Origin of the sequence: Paenibacillus sp. P22, from assembly GCF_000469945.2 — a bacterium.
Taxonomy (GTDB): Bacteria; Bacillota; Bacilli; order Paenibacillales; family Paenibacillaceae; genus Paenibacillus_O; species Paenibacillus_O humicus.
The window spans coordinates 1-15,363 of record NZ_CBRA020000167.1; the positions used below are offsets into that span (position 1 = coordinate 1).

The 15,363-nt window shown below is 61.8% G+C and carries 11 protein-coding genes; 10 read left to right on the forward strand and 1 reads right to left on the reverse strand.

From position 1 onward, the window contains the following. Positions 1-317 precede the first annotated feature (317 nt). From pyk to ppk1, 4 genes are all read left to right on the forward strand, one after another. Positions 318-2,072, forward strand: coding sequence for a pyruvate kinase (pyk, locus tag BN871_RS20560; protein ID WP_048748582.1), 1,755 nt, complete (start codon positions 318-320; stop codon positions 2,070-2,072). Between the two features lie 172 nt (positions 2,073-2,244). Then, entirely contained in the window at positions 2,245-2,766 is a 522-nt protein-coding gene (locus tag BN871_RS20565; protein ID WP_048748583.1) for a thioesterase family protein, read from the forward strand. After that, on the forward strand, positions 2,763-3,188 hold the full coding sequence (locus BN871_RS20570; RefSeq protein ID WP_021880355.1) for an FxsA family protein: 426 nt from the start codon (positions 2,763-2,765) through the stop codon (positions 3,186-3,188). The genes BN871_RS20565 and BN871_RS20570 overlap by 4 nt, the downstream gene beginning before the upstream one ends. 114 nt (positions 3,189-3,302) lie before the next feature. After that, positions 3,303-5,396 (forward strand): polyphosphate kinase 1, encoded by a 2,094-nt coding sequence (gene ppk1 / locus BN871_RS20575; RefSeq protein WP_021880354.1) that lies wholly within the window; start codon positions 3,303-3,305, stop codon positions 5,394-5,396. 142 nt (positions 5,397-5,538) lie between these two features. Here ppk1 and BN871_RS20580 read toward each other — a convergent pair whose 3' ends face one another. Next, complete coding sequence (locus tag BN871_RS20580; RefSeq protein WP_048748584.1) at positions 5,539-7,077, reverse strand: Ppx/GppA phosphatase family protein; 1,539 nt, start codon at positions 7,075-7,077, stop codon at positions 5,539-5,541. A gap of 381 nt (positions 7,078-7,458) precedes the next feature. Here BN871_RS20580 and citZ point away from each other — a divergent pair, with 381 nt between their 5' ends. The 6 genes from citZ to recQ all read left to right on the forward strand — a co-directional run. After that, positions 7,459-8,571: a citrate synthase gene (citZ, locus tag BN871_RS20585; RefSeq protein WP_048748585.1), complete on the forward strand. Its 1,113-nt coding sequence runs from the start codon at positions 7,459-7,461 to the stop codon at positions 8,569-8,571. A gap of 132 nt (positions 8,572-8,703) precedes the next feature. Then, positions 8,704-9,999, forward strand: a complete 1,296-nt coding sequence (gene icd, locus BN871_RS20590) for an NADP-dependent isocitrate dehydrogenase (RefSeq protein ID WP_048748586.1) — start codon at positions 8,704-8,706, stop codon at positions 9,997-9,999. Positions 10,000-10,163: 164 nt separating this feature from the next. Next, positions 10,164-11,114, forward strand: a complete 951-nt coding sequence (gene mdh, locus BN871_RS20595) for a malate dehydrogenase (RefSeq protein WP_048748587.1) — start codon at positions 10,164-10,166, stop codon at positions 11,112-11,114. A 178-nt stretch (positions 11,115-11,292) separates the two neighbouring features. Continuing rightward, positions 11,293-11,763, forward strand: coding sequence for a hypothetical protein (locus tag BN871_RS20600; protein ID WP_021880349.1), 471 nt, complete (start codon positions 11,293-11,295; stop codon positions 11,761-11,763). A gap of 594 nt (positions 11,764-12,357) precedes the next feature. Further along, positions 12,358-13,491 (forward strand): FGGY-family carbohydrate kinase, encoded by a 1,134-nt coding sequence (locus tag BN871_RS20610; protein ID WP_232313229.1) that lies wholly within the window; start codon positions 12,358-12,360, stop codon positions 13,489-13,491. Positions 13,492-13,543: 52 nt separating this feature from the next. Next, on the forward strand, positions 13,544-15,363 hold a 1,820-nt coding region (gene recQ, locus BN871_RS20615), incomplete at its 3' end, for a DNA helicase RecQ (RefSeq protein ID WP_048748591.1).

Genomic DNA, 15,363 nt, shown 5'->3' on the forward strand with positions numbered 1-15,363 from the left:
CAGGAGCGCTTGAGCGGCGAGGCGGCGGTCGAGACCGGAGCCGCTCCGGTTGAAGCGGGCGCGCCGGAGGCCGGAGAGGCATCTCCCTCCGCAGCCGAATCCGCGCGGGTCCATTAAGAGAACCTGCCAGGCAATGACGGGCGCTGCCGCCTTGGCAGCGCCCGGAGCCATGTCCACATGCATAGGCCATCTTGGCCGGAGCCTGGTTCCCGCAGGCCGGGACAAGCTCCAAAAGCGATGTCTATATTTTTGCCGATTGTGGTAGAATGATTGATAGTGTTCACAAGCAAGCTATATTGATGGAGGAATTCATACCCATGCGCAAAACAAAAATCGTCTGCACCATCGGCCCATCCAGCGAGTCTCTGGAAAATACCAAGAAACTGATTCTTGCCGGCATGAACGTCGCCCGCCTGAACTTCTCCCACGGAGATTTCGAGGAGCATGGAGCGCGCATCACCAACATCCGCCAGGCATCCTCGGAGCTCGGCAAGACGGTCGCGATCCTGCTCGACACCAAGGGTCCCGAGATCCGCTTGGGCAAGCTGAAGGAAGAGCCGATCGAGCTTATCCAGGACGACTACATCGTGCTGACGACAGAGGAAATTCTCGGAGACCGCCACCGGATTCCGGTTACCTATAAGAATCTCCCTGCCGACCTGAAAGTCGGCTCCACGGTGCTCATCGACGACGGCCTCATCGGCCTCACCGTCGCCGACATCCAGGGCACGGAGATCAACTGCCGCATCGTCAACAGCGGCCAGATCAAGAGCAAGAAAGGCGTCAACGTGCCGGGCGTGCATATCTCCCTGCCGGGCATCACCGAGAAGGACGCGAACGACATCGTGTTCGGCATCGAGCAGGGCGTCGATTTCATCGCCGCCTCCTTCGTGCGCAAGGCTTCCGACGTGCTTGAGATCCGCGAGCTGCTGGAGCGCCACAATGCGAGCCATATCCAGATCATCTCCAAGATCGAGAACCAGCAGGGCGTAGACAACCTCGACGAGATTCTCGAAGTGTCCGACGGCCTCATGGTCGCGCGCGGCGACCTCGGCGTGGAGATTCCGGCCGAGGAAGTGCCTCTCGTCCAGAAGAACATGATCCAGAAGGCCAACCTGGCCGGCAAGCCGGTCATCACGGCGACGCAGATGCTGGATTCCATGCAGCGCAATCCGCGCCCGACGCGCGCCGAGGCGAGCGACGTGGCGAACGCCATCTTCGACGGCACGGATGCGATCATGCTCTCCGGCGAGACCGCAGCAGGCAAATATCCGATGGAATCCGTCCTGACGATGTCCCGCATCGCCGAGCGCGCGGAATCCGCGCTGGACTACCGCGAGATCCTGGTCAAGCAGGCGAGCGCGCAGCAGACGTCCGTCACGGAAGCGATCAGCCAGGCTGTCGCCAACTCCGCCCTGGATCTGCAGGCCAAAGCGATCGTTTCCTCCACGGAGAGCGGGTATACGGCACGCATGGTATCCAAATACCGTCCTAAGGCTCCGATCATCGCGGTTACGACGGATGAGCGCATCATGCGCCGCCTGGCTCTGACCTGGGGCGTCATCCCGGCCAAAGGAGCGAACGCCGACACGACGGACGAAATGTTCAACATCGCCGTTGAAGGCGCGCTCAACACCGGCCTTGTGAGCCTCGGCGACACGATCGTCATTACGGCCGGCGTTCCGGTCGGACGCGCCGGAACGACGAACCTGATCAAGGTTCACCATATCGGCGAGCTTGTGGCCAAAGGCCAAGGCATCGGCAGCCAGACGGCAACCGGCAAAATCGTGCTCGCCCGCACGCCGGAGGAAGCCATCGCCAAAACGAAGCCGGGCTCCATCCTCGTCACCGTATCCACCGACAAGGACTTCATGCCCGCCATCGAGAAAGCGGCGGCGATCCTGACGGTTACAGGCGGCATCACGAGCCATGCGGCTGTCGTCGGCCTCAATCTCGGCATTCCGGCCGTCATCGGCATCGAAGACGCCTTCGAGCTGTTCCAGGACGGCATGGAAGTGACCGTGTACGGAGAAATGGGCGTTATTTACACCGGACAATCCCAAGTCCTCTAAAGCGGTCCGTCATCCGAGAGGTCCGGCCGCTCGGGACGACCAGATAGAGCTGTGCAGGCCGCATCCGCGCCCTTCCGACCCGCGAGGGACCGGCAGGGGCGGCGCGTTTTGCACGGCTTTTTCTTTTTTGCAGACCATGCCGGCAAGCGGGTACAGAAAGGATGGCAAGAGCATGAAAGCTGAAGCTTGGCATCTTCATCCGATTCGGGTGAGATACAAGGAAACGGATGCCATGGGCATCGTCTTCCATACGAACTATATGGTCTGGTTCGAGATCGGCCGTACCGAGCTGATCCGCTCCGCCGGGTATCCGTACCGCCGCATCGAGGATGAAGGGCTGCTGCTGCCGGTCGTGGACATCGACTGCGCCTTTCATTCCCCGGCCCGTTATGACGACTGTCTTCTGATCTGTACCCGGGTGGAGAGCTACACGCCGATGAGAATGGCTTTCCGGACGCAGATCCGCCGTCTGCCGATCGAGCCGGGCGATCAGCTTCCCGTCGCATATCCTCCGGGCGAGGCGGATGCAGCCGGAGCAGGACTGCCCGGCGAGCTGCTGGTGTCCGGAGGGACGCGCCATGTATGGGTCGGCAGGGATTTCAAGCCTGCGAGGCTGGATAGGCGGCTGCCCGAGTTGTACGCTTTTCTGAAGCAGCATGCGGGCGAACCGGCCCGGAAAGGGGCGAATCGATGAACAAGGCCAGGCAATGGGGATTCATGCAGAAGTTCATGCTCGGGATTGCGGCTTATATCGTGGCGGAGGTCATCGTCATCATGCTCGTGTCCCGCTGGATCGGAGGCGCCGGCGTGGTGCTGCTGATGGCCGGAACGGCGGTGCTCGGAGGCGTTCTCGCCCGCACCCGCGGTCGCAAGGCGTGGGAGGAAATGAGGCTGCGGATGGGCAGGGGAGAGCCGCCGGGCCATGCGCTGCTCGACGGGCTGTGCATCCTTGGAGGCGGCTTGCTCCTTGTGCTGCCGGGCTTTATCGGGGACATCGTCGGGTTGACGATGCTGCTGCCGTTCACGAGAGGCTTTTACCGGGCCAGGCTGTATCGGCTACTGGAGCGGCTGTTCCGCGGAGGCGGGGGAGGGAAATTTTTCATCATCGGCCGCTGAGCCGGGGACGCGCATGCAAAAAGATGAGCATTTACCGTCCTTTTACAGCATCTTAATATAGAAGAAACAGTTGCGCCGCATAATAGGGACAACGAGCAAGGAGGCTTCTGACCCATGACAAAAGCATTGTCCCCCTATGTGAACCGGGACCTCAGCTGGATCGAATTCAACCGGAGGGTTTTGGGCGAAGCCCAGGACGCCTCGACGCCTCTCCTCGAAAGAGCGAAGTTTCTCGCGATCGTATCGAGCAATCTGGATGAATTCACGAGCGTGAGGATGGCCGGCATCCAGGACCAGCTCAAGGCCGGGTACGCCAAGGTCGATTTTACCGGCTACACCCCGCAGGGACTGTGGAAAAGACTGATCAAGCGCACCGGACAGATGGTGGCCGAGCAGTACCGGACTTACCGGGAAGTGATGCGGGGACTGTCCCGCGAAGGAATCGGGTTCAAGGAAATGGGGGATCTGAGCGCCGCCCAGGAAGCGGCCATGGACGAATATTTCCGGACGATCGTCTTCCCCGTCCTGACGCCGATGGCGGTCGACCAGAGCCGGCCTTTCCCGCTGCTGCACACCCGCGAGCTGTATTTGGCTGTCCTGCTCAAGGACGACAGCGGGGACAGCGAGGCCGATCCTTATTTCGCGATCGTTCAGGTGCCGTCGATATTGCCGCGCTTCGTGCCGATACCGTCGAGGGGCAACAGCAAGAAGATGGAATACGTGCTGCTGGAAGACCTGATTCAAGCCCATATCCATACGCTGTTCAACGGATACATACCGTTTGCCGTCCACTCGTTCCGCCTGATCCGCAACGCCGACTTGACGCTCAACGAGGAAGGCGCGGAGGATCTGCTGGAAGAGATCGAGAAGGAGCTGCGCCGCCGCCGCTGGGGCATGCCGGTTCGTCTGGAGGTGGAGGAGGGCTTCCATCCGTATGCGCTGGAGCTGCTCAAGGAGGAGCTCGAGATCGAGGATCATATCCTGGAGATCGGAGGTCCGCTTGATCTTGGGTTCCTCATGAAGTTTTCCTCCGCGCTGCAGGGCAGGGACAGCCTGCGCTTCCCGAGGCTGGAGCCGATCTATCCGCCGGAGCTCGAGGAGGACGACAGCCTGTTCGACGCCATCCGGCGCCGCGACGTGCTGCTCCATCATCCGTACGAATCGTTCGAGCCGATTGCCGACTTCGTGCAGCAGGCAGCGGAGGACCCGAACGTGCTTGCCGTCAAAATGACCCTGTACCGCGTCAGCGGCCAGTCCGAAATCGTGCGGGCGCTCGCGGCGGCGGCCGAATCCGGCAAGCAGGTGACCGTCGTCGTCGAGCTGAAGGCCAGGTTCGACGAGGAGCGCAATATCGCTTGGGCCCGTCAGCTGGAGAAAGCGGGCTGCCATGTCGTCTATGGCCTCGTCGGGCTCAAGACGCATGCCAAGATTCTGCTCGTCGTGCGACGGGAAGAGGGAATGCTGCGCCGTTACGTCCATGTCGGGACGGGCAACTACAACGACAGCACGGCCAAGGCGTATACCGACGTCGGCCTGTTCACCTGCCATCCTGTCATCGGCGCCGATGCCTCGGCGCTGTTCAACGAGATGACAGGGTATTCCTCCCCATACGAGTGGCAGGCATTCGCCGTCGCGCCGACCGATCTGATGGATAAGCTGTTCCGCCTGATCGACCGGGAGAAGGAGCATGCCTTGGCAGGGCGCGGCGGTTATATCGCGGCCAAGATGAATTCCTTGTCCAATCAGGAAATGATCGACAAGCTGTACGAGGCTTCCCAGGCCGGCGTCAAGATCGACCTCATCATTCGCGGCGTCTGCTGCTTGCGGCCGAGCGTGGAGGGGCTGAGCGAGAATATCCGCGTCTTCAGCCTGGTCGACAGGCATCTGGAGCATTCGCGGCTGCTCTATGTCCGCAACGGCGGGGCGGAGGAGGTGTACCTGTCCAGCGCCGACTGGATGACGCGCAACCTGACGCGCCGGATCGAGCTGATGTGCCCGGTATTCGACGCCAGTCTGAGGGAGAGCCTGGTTGCGATGCTGGAGCTCATTCTGAGCGACAATGTCAAGCTTCGCGAGCTGAAGCCGTCGGGGAGCTACGAGAAAGTGCCCGATGCGGACCGGCCTCCTCTGCGGAGCCAGTTCGTCGCGGAGAAGATCTCTTCCTGGAAGCAGCCGGGCACGGACGATGCCGGCTTGATCCATTCCTAGTCCCGCTTCCTTCATCCCCAAAAGAAACAGCCGTCCCGGATCGAAGCGGGACGGCTGTATCGGTTATGGAGTGGACCCGGCTTTGCGCAAGAGAAGGGGCGCAGCCTGTTCATCCGCTCGATAGAAGATCCGCAAAAACCGGTCAGCGGATGGACAGAGTGGGCGTCAGGCCCCATATTTTGGCGAACTCCCGTCCGCCGTCCTCGATTTCCTGACTTTCCAGCGCAAGCGAGCCGGAGGGGCGGATCGCCTGCAGCTGCAAGGAAGATCCCTTGATGGAGATGTCGAGGCGGCTGACCGGCTGCGTCTCGCTCCGGTCGAGCGTGGCCGCCAGCTGGAGGAGCGAGCCGAGCAGCGCGGCCGCTTCGGCATCGCTGTCCTCAAGGAGGGACGCGAAGGGCTCCAGCTGGGACTTCAGGCGGCTGCGGCTGTGGAAGGAGGCGACGGCGGCGGTCAGGACATTTTCGCGGTGCGTCATTCCGTTCAGGCTGCAGTTGGTGAGCAGGTAGAACGTATGCTTCGGATAGGCCGCATGGTCGATCGAGGCTCCGATCCGGTACAGGATGGAAGCCGCGTCGAGCACGACCGCAGCCCGCCCCCCGAGCGACTGCAGGCTTGACGCCGCCTGCGTGTCCTTGAGGCTGTCCAGCAGCTCCAGCGACAGCCGGTTGACCTGATTGACATGAGCGAGCGGAGCTTCGGGATAGAGGGCGTAAGTATTGCTTACGCTGTAGCCGAGCACGTCGTCGAGCCGCGGCCGATCGGGGAACTGGGAGGCGAAGAACAGCCCGTCGCGCAGCCCTGCCGCGCACACCCTGTACTCGGTTGCTCCCGTCAGCCTGCGGAACAGCAGCAGGACCGCCAGCCCCGGCAGGATGAGATCGACCCTATCCTTGGACAACCCGGGGAATTTGCGCCGCTTGTCCATCGGCATGTCCCGCAGCGTGGCGAAGAGGCGTTCCGCATCTTCGGACGGCATGGAATAGTTGTGGGTTTGCGGGAAAGGATATTTCCGTACCGCTTGATGGATTTTCGCCAGGGAGCGGATTGTCCCGCCGACGCCGACCATCGGGAGGCCGGGAGACCAAGTCAGCCAAGGCTCCTTGCGGGCGGCTTCGGACACCTCGGCCTCCAGCGCCTTCAGCCCTTCGTCGTCCAGCATGCCTCCCTTGAGGAAGCGGCGGGAGAGGCTGACGCAGCCGAACGGGAAGGAGACGCTCTGGACGAGCGTGCGGTCGCGGAACAGGGATATTTCCGTGCTGCCGCCCCCGATGTCGATAAGGAAGCCGTCCTGGATATCCATCGTGTTGACCATGCCGAGAAAGCCGCAGGAGGCTTCCTGTTCACCTGGAAGCAGCTCGACATGCAGGCCGGTTTCGGCGTTCAGCACGGCGATGACCTCTTCCCCGTTGGCCGCATTGCGGAGGGCGGCTGTCGCTACCGCGCGGATCGTTCCCGTCCGGTGGTGGGCGCAGATCAGGCGGAAATGGCCGAGAATCTCGACCAGCTCCCGCGTCGTGGCTTCATCGATTGTTCCGTCCGCGGTAATTCTCGAGCTGAGCCTCGCCGGCCGCTTGCTGCCGTCGATGACGCGATGCGCTCCCGAAGCCGTCTGCTCGTAGACAACGAGTCGGATGGAATTGGAGCCGATGTCGATGATGCCGGTTCTCTGCTCGTTCATGACTTCTCCTCCTTGAAGCCGCCGGTCGGACCCGGCGGCGGCATAGTCAGTCCAGTGTACCATTTCGGCGGCAGGCCTTTCCAATCGCAGCGGCAAAGAGGCGGCAGGAAAGGAAATTGTTCAGCAACAAGATAATTCTATGATACCGATAAAGCAATTTTATGTCGCAACAAGTTGGATTCGGACGCAAAATTCGTTATGATAATAGGGACGACTGATTCATTCGGTTTTTCGTGGATCTCTTCCAGCCTCTTATCACACTGCCGAGGCGCAGCATGAAGGCGCTGCCAAGATGCGGACTTCCGTCCTGCATCTGTAATCCCATGTCCGCATACTACTATTCGCCCTGCTACCCAGGCCGAAGCCAAAGGAGAGATAACTATGACAGCTACCAAAGGACTTGAAGGCATCGTAGCCACAACCTCGTCCATCAGCTCCATCATCGACGGCGTGCTGACTTACCGCGGCATCGACATCGACGATCTCGCTGAGAACGCAACCTTCGAAGAAGTGGCCTACCTGCTTTGGTACGGCAAGCTTCCGACCGCATCCGAGCTGGAGCAGCTTAAATCCAAGCTGGATCAATATGCCGCGATTCCTTCCGAAGTCGTGGAAGGCATCAAGCTGTATCCGAAGGACACGAACTCCATGGCTGCTCTCCGAACCGCCGTTTCTTCGCTGGCGCTGTACGATCCTGCCGCCCAGGATATGTCCAAGGAAGCCAACGTAGACAAGGCGATCCGCCTTCAGGCCCAGCTTCCGACCGTCATCGCAGCGTTTGCGCGCATCCGGGAAGGCAAGGAGCCCGTCGCTCCGAAGGCCGGCCTGTCCGTTGCCGCCAACTTCCTCTACATGCTCTCCGGCGACGAGCCGGACGAAGTCGCCGTCAAGGCGCTTGACCAGGCTCTCGTTCTCCATGCGGACCATGAGCTCAATGCGTCGACATTCGCAGCCCGCGTCACGGTCGCTACGCTGTCCGACATCTACTCCGGCGTCGTGTCCGCCATCGGCGCGCTGAAGGGACCTCTCCACGGAGGCGCCAACGAAGCCGTCATGGTCATGCTCGAGGAGATCGGATCCCCGGACAACGTGGAATCCGTCATCAACGAGAAGCTCGCCAACAAAGAGAAGATCATGGGCTTCGGCCATCGCGTCTACAAAAACGGCGACCCGCGCGCCAAGCATCTTCAGAAAATGTCGCAGGAGCTCGGCAAGCTGAAGGGCAACATGGACCTGTACAACATGTCCGTGCACATCGAAGACATCGTAACGGGACAAAAGGGCCTGAAGCCGAACGTGGACTTCTATTCCGCTTCCGTCTATACGACCCTCGGCATTCAGCGCGATCTGTTCACTCCGATCTTCGCGATCAGCCGCCTGTCCGGCTGGACGGCGCATATTCTCGAGCAGTATGATAATAACCGGCTGATCCGCCCTCGCGCGGAATACACCGGTCCATCGAACGCGAAGTTCATCCCGATTGAACAACGCTAATCCATAAGCTCATGCCCCGGCACGCTGCCGGGGCAGGCTTCATTCATCCCGGCTTGTTCCTTTTTGGACGAGCCGCATCTGGACGGGCATCATCGCACGGCCGCAATCATATCAGAGGAGGAATACCCACTCATGCCGCAACTCGAAAAATTCGCGCTCCCGACCGAAGGCGAGCAAATTACGATTCAAGACGGAAAACTGCAGGTTCCCAGCAATCCGATCGTGCCTTTCATCGAAGGCGACGGCACCGGCCGCGACATCTGGCGCGCTTCCAAGCGCGTCCTTGACGCAGCTGTAGAGAAGGCCTACAACGGCGAGAAAAAAATCGCCTGGTACGAAGTATTCGCCGGAGAAAAAGCGTTCAACCAATACGGCGAATGGCTGCCGGCCGATACGCTGACCGCGATCCGCGAATACATCGTCGCGATCAAAGGTCCTCTGACGACTCCGATCGGCGGCGGCATCCGCTCCCTGAACGTCGCTCTCCGCCAAGAGCTCGACCTGTACGTCTGCCTGCGCCCTGTGCGCTACTTCGACGGCGTGCCTTCCCCGGTGAAGCGTCCCGAGCTCGTGAACATGGTCATCTTCCGCGAGAACACGGAAGACATCTATGCCGGCATCGAGTACCAAGAAGGAACGGACGCTGTGAAAAAAGTGCTGTCCTTCCTGCAGAACGAGATGGGCGTCAACAAGATCCGCTTCCCGGAAACTTCCGGCATCGGCATCAAGCCGGTATCGGCTGAAGGCTCCAAGCGGCTTGTGCGCGCTGCGATCGAATACGCGATCGAGCATGGCCGCAAATCCGTTACGCTGGTGCACAAAGGCAACATCATGAAGTTCACCGAGGGAGCCTTCAAAAACTGGGGCTACGAAGTGGCTGAAGCCGAGTTCGGCGACAAAGTGTTCACTTGGGATCAATACGACCGCATCAAGGAAGAGCAAGGCACGGATGCGGCCAACAAAGCTCAGGAAGAAGCTCTCGCAGCCGGCAAAATCCTCGTGAAGGATGCCATCGCCGACATCGCCCTCCAACAAGTTCTGACCCGTCCGACCGACTTCGACGTCATCGCGACGCTGAACCTGAACGGCGACTACCTCTCCGACGCCCTCGCTGCCCAAGTCGGCGGCATCGGCATCGCTCCAGGCGCCAACATCAACTACCTGACGGGCCACGCCATCTTCGAAGCTACGCACGGCACGGCTCCTAAGTATGCCGACAAAGACGTCGTGAACCCTGGTTCCGTCATCCTGTCCGGCGTCATGATGCTGGAGCACCTCGGCTGGCAGGAAGCGGCCGACCTCATCTACAAAGGCATGGAAACTTCGATCAACAACAAAACGGTTACGTATGACTTCGCCCGCCTCATGGAAGGCGCCAAAGAAGTCAAATGCTCCGAGTTCGCCGATCAAGTCATCGCCAACATGTAACTTACCAAAGCCCGCTTAGGCGGGCTTTTCCACTCTTCCGGCGCATTCTCGACAACGGCATTCGGCCGGCGGCAAGCGTTGATCTGCAAGCGGCGAGGATGGCTGCAGCGAGGCCGCCTTTGGCGTCATAGGTTCGACATTCCAATCCGATGGAGGTTATTCACATGGCAATTAAGCGCAATAAGATCACGGTTGTAGGCGCAGGCTTCACCGGAGCGACGACGGCTCTCATGCTGGCTCAAAAAGAGCTGGGCGACGTCGTTCTCGTCGACATTCCGCAGCTCGAGAACCCGACGAAGGGCAAGTCGCTCGACATGCTCCAGGCTTCCCCGGTTCAAGGCTTCGATGCCAACATCATCGGCACGTCCAACTATGACGATACGAAGGATTCCGACATCGTCATCATCACGGCCGGCATCGCCCGCAAGCCGGGCATGAGCCGCGACGATCTCGTGAATACGAACGCCGGCATCGTCCGTTCCGTATGCGAGAACATCAAGGTGTCGAGCCCGAACGCTTATGTCATCATCCTCTCCAACCCGGTAGACGCGATGACCTATGCCGCCTTCGAGACGCTCGGCTTCCCGAAAAACCGCGTCATCGGCCAATCCGGCGTGCTCGATACGGCCCGCTACTGCACGTTCATCGCGCAAGAGCTCAACGTTTCCGTCGAAGACGTGCGCGGCTTCGTGCTCGGCGGACACGGCGACGACATGGTTCCGCTCGTCCGCTACTCCAACGTCGGCGGCATCCCGATCGAGAAGCTGATCCCGGCCGACCGCATCGAGGCGATCGTGCAGCGCACCCGCGTCGGCGGCGGCGAAATCGTAGGCCTGCTCGGCAACGGCAGCGCCTACTACGCTCCGGCGGCATCGCTCGTGCAAATGACCGAAGCGATCCTGAAGGACAAAAAACGCATTCTGCCGGTCATCGCCCTGCTGGAAGGGGAATACGGCTACGACGGCCTCTTCCTCGGCGTGCCTGCCATTCTCGGCGGCGACGGCATCGAGAAAGTATTCGAGCTTGAGCTGACGGCCGAAGAAAAAGCGGCGCTCGACAAATCCGCCGAGTCCGTGCGCAACGTTGTGAAGGTTGTAGCCGGCACGAACGCGTAAGCGGGACTCGTCGCGGGTCGATCCGGAACAATATCCTGGGGCCTTCGGGTTCCGGGATATTTTCTTTTGTGAGAAGGAGAGAATTTTTAAGAGGATCCGATTTCAGGTAAGGTCTTAAACGGGTATCGATCCTCCGAAGCATATAGAACACGCGAGAACCGGCTGAAGGAGGCTGAAGATGGAAGAGGAGTCCTTGATTACACATGAAGAATATTTGACATCCGCGGAGCTTTTCCGCTCGGCATTTCCGACCTTCGCCGCCGAGGTCGAACGAGTGGAGGCCCGGCGAGGCCGGCTGAACGACTTCCAGCTGATGCAGGCGGTGAGCAAGGCGACCGACAGCATCGTCATCCTCGGCTGGAACTGCCGCAAGACGGTCGCGGCCATGTTCGACGTCTACGCCGAAATCTATCGCCGCGAAGGCAGGGAAGCGGCCGACAAATGGGTCGAAGCAACCTTTGGCGTATCCTACTCGCCGGAAGCGGGCGAAGTCAGGCAAAGCCTGCTGGAAGCGATGGACAGGGTGACGGTGCTCATCAAGGCCAAGGAAGCCGAGCTGCAGCTGCTGTACCGGGAGCTCCACGAGCTGAAGTCAAGGCTGGAGGAGCCGCAGGCGGTCATGAATGCGGCTGTCGACGAAGAGGAATAGATGGCGCTGGCGGAAGCCGCGGCATTCGGGAAGGACGGCTAGGCTCCTGCTCGCCATTCATGAGAAGAGGAGCAATGGAGCGGTTCGGGTCGTTCCCGAGGGACATCAGGCGTTGATCGCGCGGCGAAGAACCGCGTGGTCCGCCTGTTTGTCGATTCCGGGGAATTCCGGGGCCGGCCGGTCCGCCGGAAGAGCGTCATGCGGCCGGTCCATGCTATAATAGACTTCACCGATAGAATCAACTAGGCTGGACGGCCGGGAGGTCTTTATGGATACAGCTGCTGGGCACATAGAGGCAGAAGCCGGCTTGCGCACGCATACGGCCGGCATAGACATCGGCACGACCTCGCTCGCCGTGACGGTCTGGGATGCGTCATCCGGGCTCGCCGTACACACTGCGGCCGCGCCGAACCGGGCATGGCTTCCGGCGGAGCATCCGTGGGAAAAGCTTCAGGATCCGGAGCGGATCGTCAGCGATGCGGCAGCGCTGCTGGAGCAGTGCCGGCCTTGGCGCGGCAGGCTCGCCGGAATCGGGATTTCCTCGCAGATGCACGGCATCCTCTATGCAGACGAAATGGAAGAGCCGTCAGTCCATTGTATACATGGCAGGACGCGCGAGGAGGAAGAGCTCGGGCGGGGGAAGAAGCGGCAGGAGAGTCCCATGCCTCCTTGCTGTCCCGGCTGTCGGGAAGCAGCGTCTACAGCGGTTATGGATCGGCAACCCACAGCTATAATAGGGAAAATGGCCTGGTCCCGGATGGAGCGGCCTCGCTGTGCACGATCGGCGATTATGCGGCGATGAGGCTGTGCGGAGCCTGCGAGCCGGTCATGGACGCCACTCAGGCAGCTGCGATCGGCTTGTTCGAGCCGGAGACCGGGCGCTTCGACGAGGACGTCATCGTCGAAGCGGGCATGGAGCCGGACCTGTTTCCGCGGGTCGCAGCGGCCGCGGAGGAAGCGGCTGTCGGCCGGACGAATGACGGCATTCCGGTCTATGCGGCCATCGGCGACAGCCAGGCTGGCTTCATCGGCGGCGCCGGCATCAGGAAGGGAACGCTGCTCGTTACGATCGGCACGGGCGCCCAGATCGCGCTCTACAGCGGGGAGCGGGTTTTGGCGGAAGGGCTGGAATCGAGGCCGATGCCGGGCGGAGGCTGGCTTTTGACAGGCGCGGCTCTCGCGGGAGGCAAGAGCTATGAGCTGCTGGAGCGCTTCCTGCGGGAAGCGGCGGAGCTGGCTGGAGGCGCGGCGCCGGAGCGGCTGTACAGCCGCATGAATGAAGCTGCCGAAGCCGAGCTGGACCGGCTGGAGCGGGAAGGCATCAAGCCGGAGCTGACCGTCTCGCCGTCATGGCTCGGAAGCCGGAGCGAGCCGGAGGCTTCCGGCAGCATCACCGGCATCCGCGAGGACGGCTTCACGGTGCCGGGCTTGATCGCCGGATTTCTGCAGGGAACGGTCGACGAGCTGCTGGACATGCTCGCTCCGCTGCCTGCCGGGCTGCGCGCGGGTATCGCACGCATCGCGGGCACGGGCAACGGAATCCGGCGCAATCCGGCCATGCGGCGTCTGCTCGCCGCAAGGACCGGCTTGCCGCTCCGGACGGCGGCGATGACAGAGGAAAGCGCCGCCGGAGCCGCGCTGCATGCGGCCGTCATGTCCGGATTGTACCGCAGCCATGAACATGCGATGCTCGCCGCCGGCAATGCCGGAGGGCAGCTTGAAGGATAAAAGGAATGCCGCGCCGTCGGGGACGGCGCAAGAAGGGGGTTCATCGATGATTATGCTGGAGGAAGCGCGCGATTTGCTGAAACGCGTCTACGGCTACGATTCATTCCGGCAGGGGCAGGAGGATATCATCGCGGCTATTACGGGAGGCAGCGATACGCTGGCGATTCTGCCTACCGGCGGCGGCAAGTCGGTCTGTTATCAGATTCCGGCGATGCTGCTTGCCGGCACGACCATCGTCGTCTCGCCGCTCATCTCCCTGATGAAGGATCAGGTCGACGCCTTGCGCAGGGTCGGCGTTCCGGCCGCCTTCCTCAACAGCTCTCTCGGCGCTGCCGAATACCGCGAGGTGCTGAGGGCCGCCTTGAACGGCGAATACAAGCTGCTGTACGTGGCTCCGGAGCGGCTCGACGCTCCCATGTTCGGGGAGCTGTCGGAGCGGATGCGCATTCCGCTCATCGCGATCGACGAGGCTCACTGCGTGTCCCAGTGGGGGCATGATTTCCGCCCGAGCTACCGGCAGCTGGCCGGCTGGATCACGCGGATGGAGGACCGCCCGCTCGTCGCCGCCTTCACGGCGACGGCGACGCCGGAAGTCTCGCGCGATATCGCGAACATGCTCGCCCTGCGCGATCCGAGCATCTTCATCAACGGCTTCGCCAGGGAGAACCTGTCGCTGTCGGTCGTCAGCGGCGCCGACAAGAAACGGTTCCTGACCCGCTTCCTGCAGGAGCGCCCGGATCAGTCGGGCATCATCTATGCCGCGACGCGCAAGGAGACGGAGGCTGTCCACGCGGAGCTGCTGCGCCAAGGCATACCCGCCGGCAAATACCATGGCGGCCTTGGCGACGAGGAGCGCGCCGATGCGCAGGAGAAATTCCGCTTCGACGAGACGCGCGTCATGGTCGCCACCAATGCCTTCGGCATGGGCATCGACAAGCCGAACGTCCGCTTCGTCCTGCACTGGCAGATGCCCGGCGATCTGGAATCCTACTACCAGGAGGCGGGACGTGCCGGACGCGACGGCGAGGAGAGCGAATGCCTCCTCTTGTTCGAGCCGCAGGATGTGCAGATCCAGCGCTTCCTCATCGAGCAGGGAGCGGGCGACGACGGACGCAAGAGCGTGCAGCTGTCCAAGCTGTATTCCATGATGAACTATGCCCGTACGGAACGCTGCCTGCAGCAGTTCATCGTCGACTATTTCGGCGAGAAGGGCGTGCAGCCTTGCGGCAAATGCGCCAACTGCCTCGACAAGAGCGAGCGGCTCGACATGACCTCCGAGGCTCAAAAGGCGCTCAGCTGCGTCGGCCGCATGAAAGGGCGCTTCGGCGTCGCGATGGCGGCGAAGGTGCTGAAGGGCTCCCGCGACAAGAAGATCATCCAGTTCGGGCTGGACCGGCTGTCCACCTACGGCCTCATGAGGGAATGGCCGGAGAAGGAAGTCTCCGACTGGCTCTACTGGCTCGTCGCCGAAGGCTACCTCCGCATGAGCGAGGGCCAGTATCCGACGGTGTCGCTGACGGCGGAGGCGCTGCCGGTGCTCGAGGGCAGCAAGACGGTCGTGCGCCGCAAGATCACGACGGTACGCAAGGCCGCCCAGAGCGGCGGAGGCGAGTCCTCGCCGCTGTTCGAGGCGCTGCGCGACTGGCGCCGGGCAGCCGCTGCCCGCGAGGGCGTGCCGCCGTTCATGCTCTTCTTCGACGCGACGCTGCGCGAGCTGGCGGCGGCGCGGCCGTCGTCGATGGACGAGCTGATGAGCGTGAAAGGAATCGGCGCCGCCAAGGCGGGCAAGTACGGCGAGGAGCTGCTCGCGATCACGTCCGGAGCGGCCGCGGATCTCTCCGGAGAGCCGGATCGGTTCAGCCGGGGTGGAGG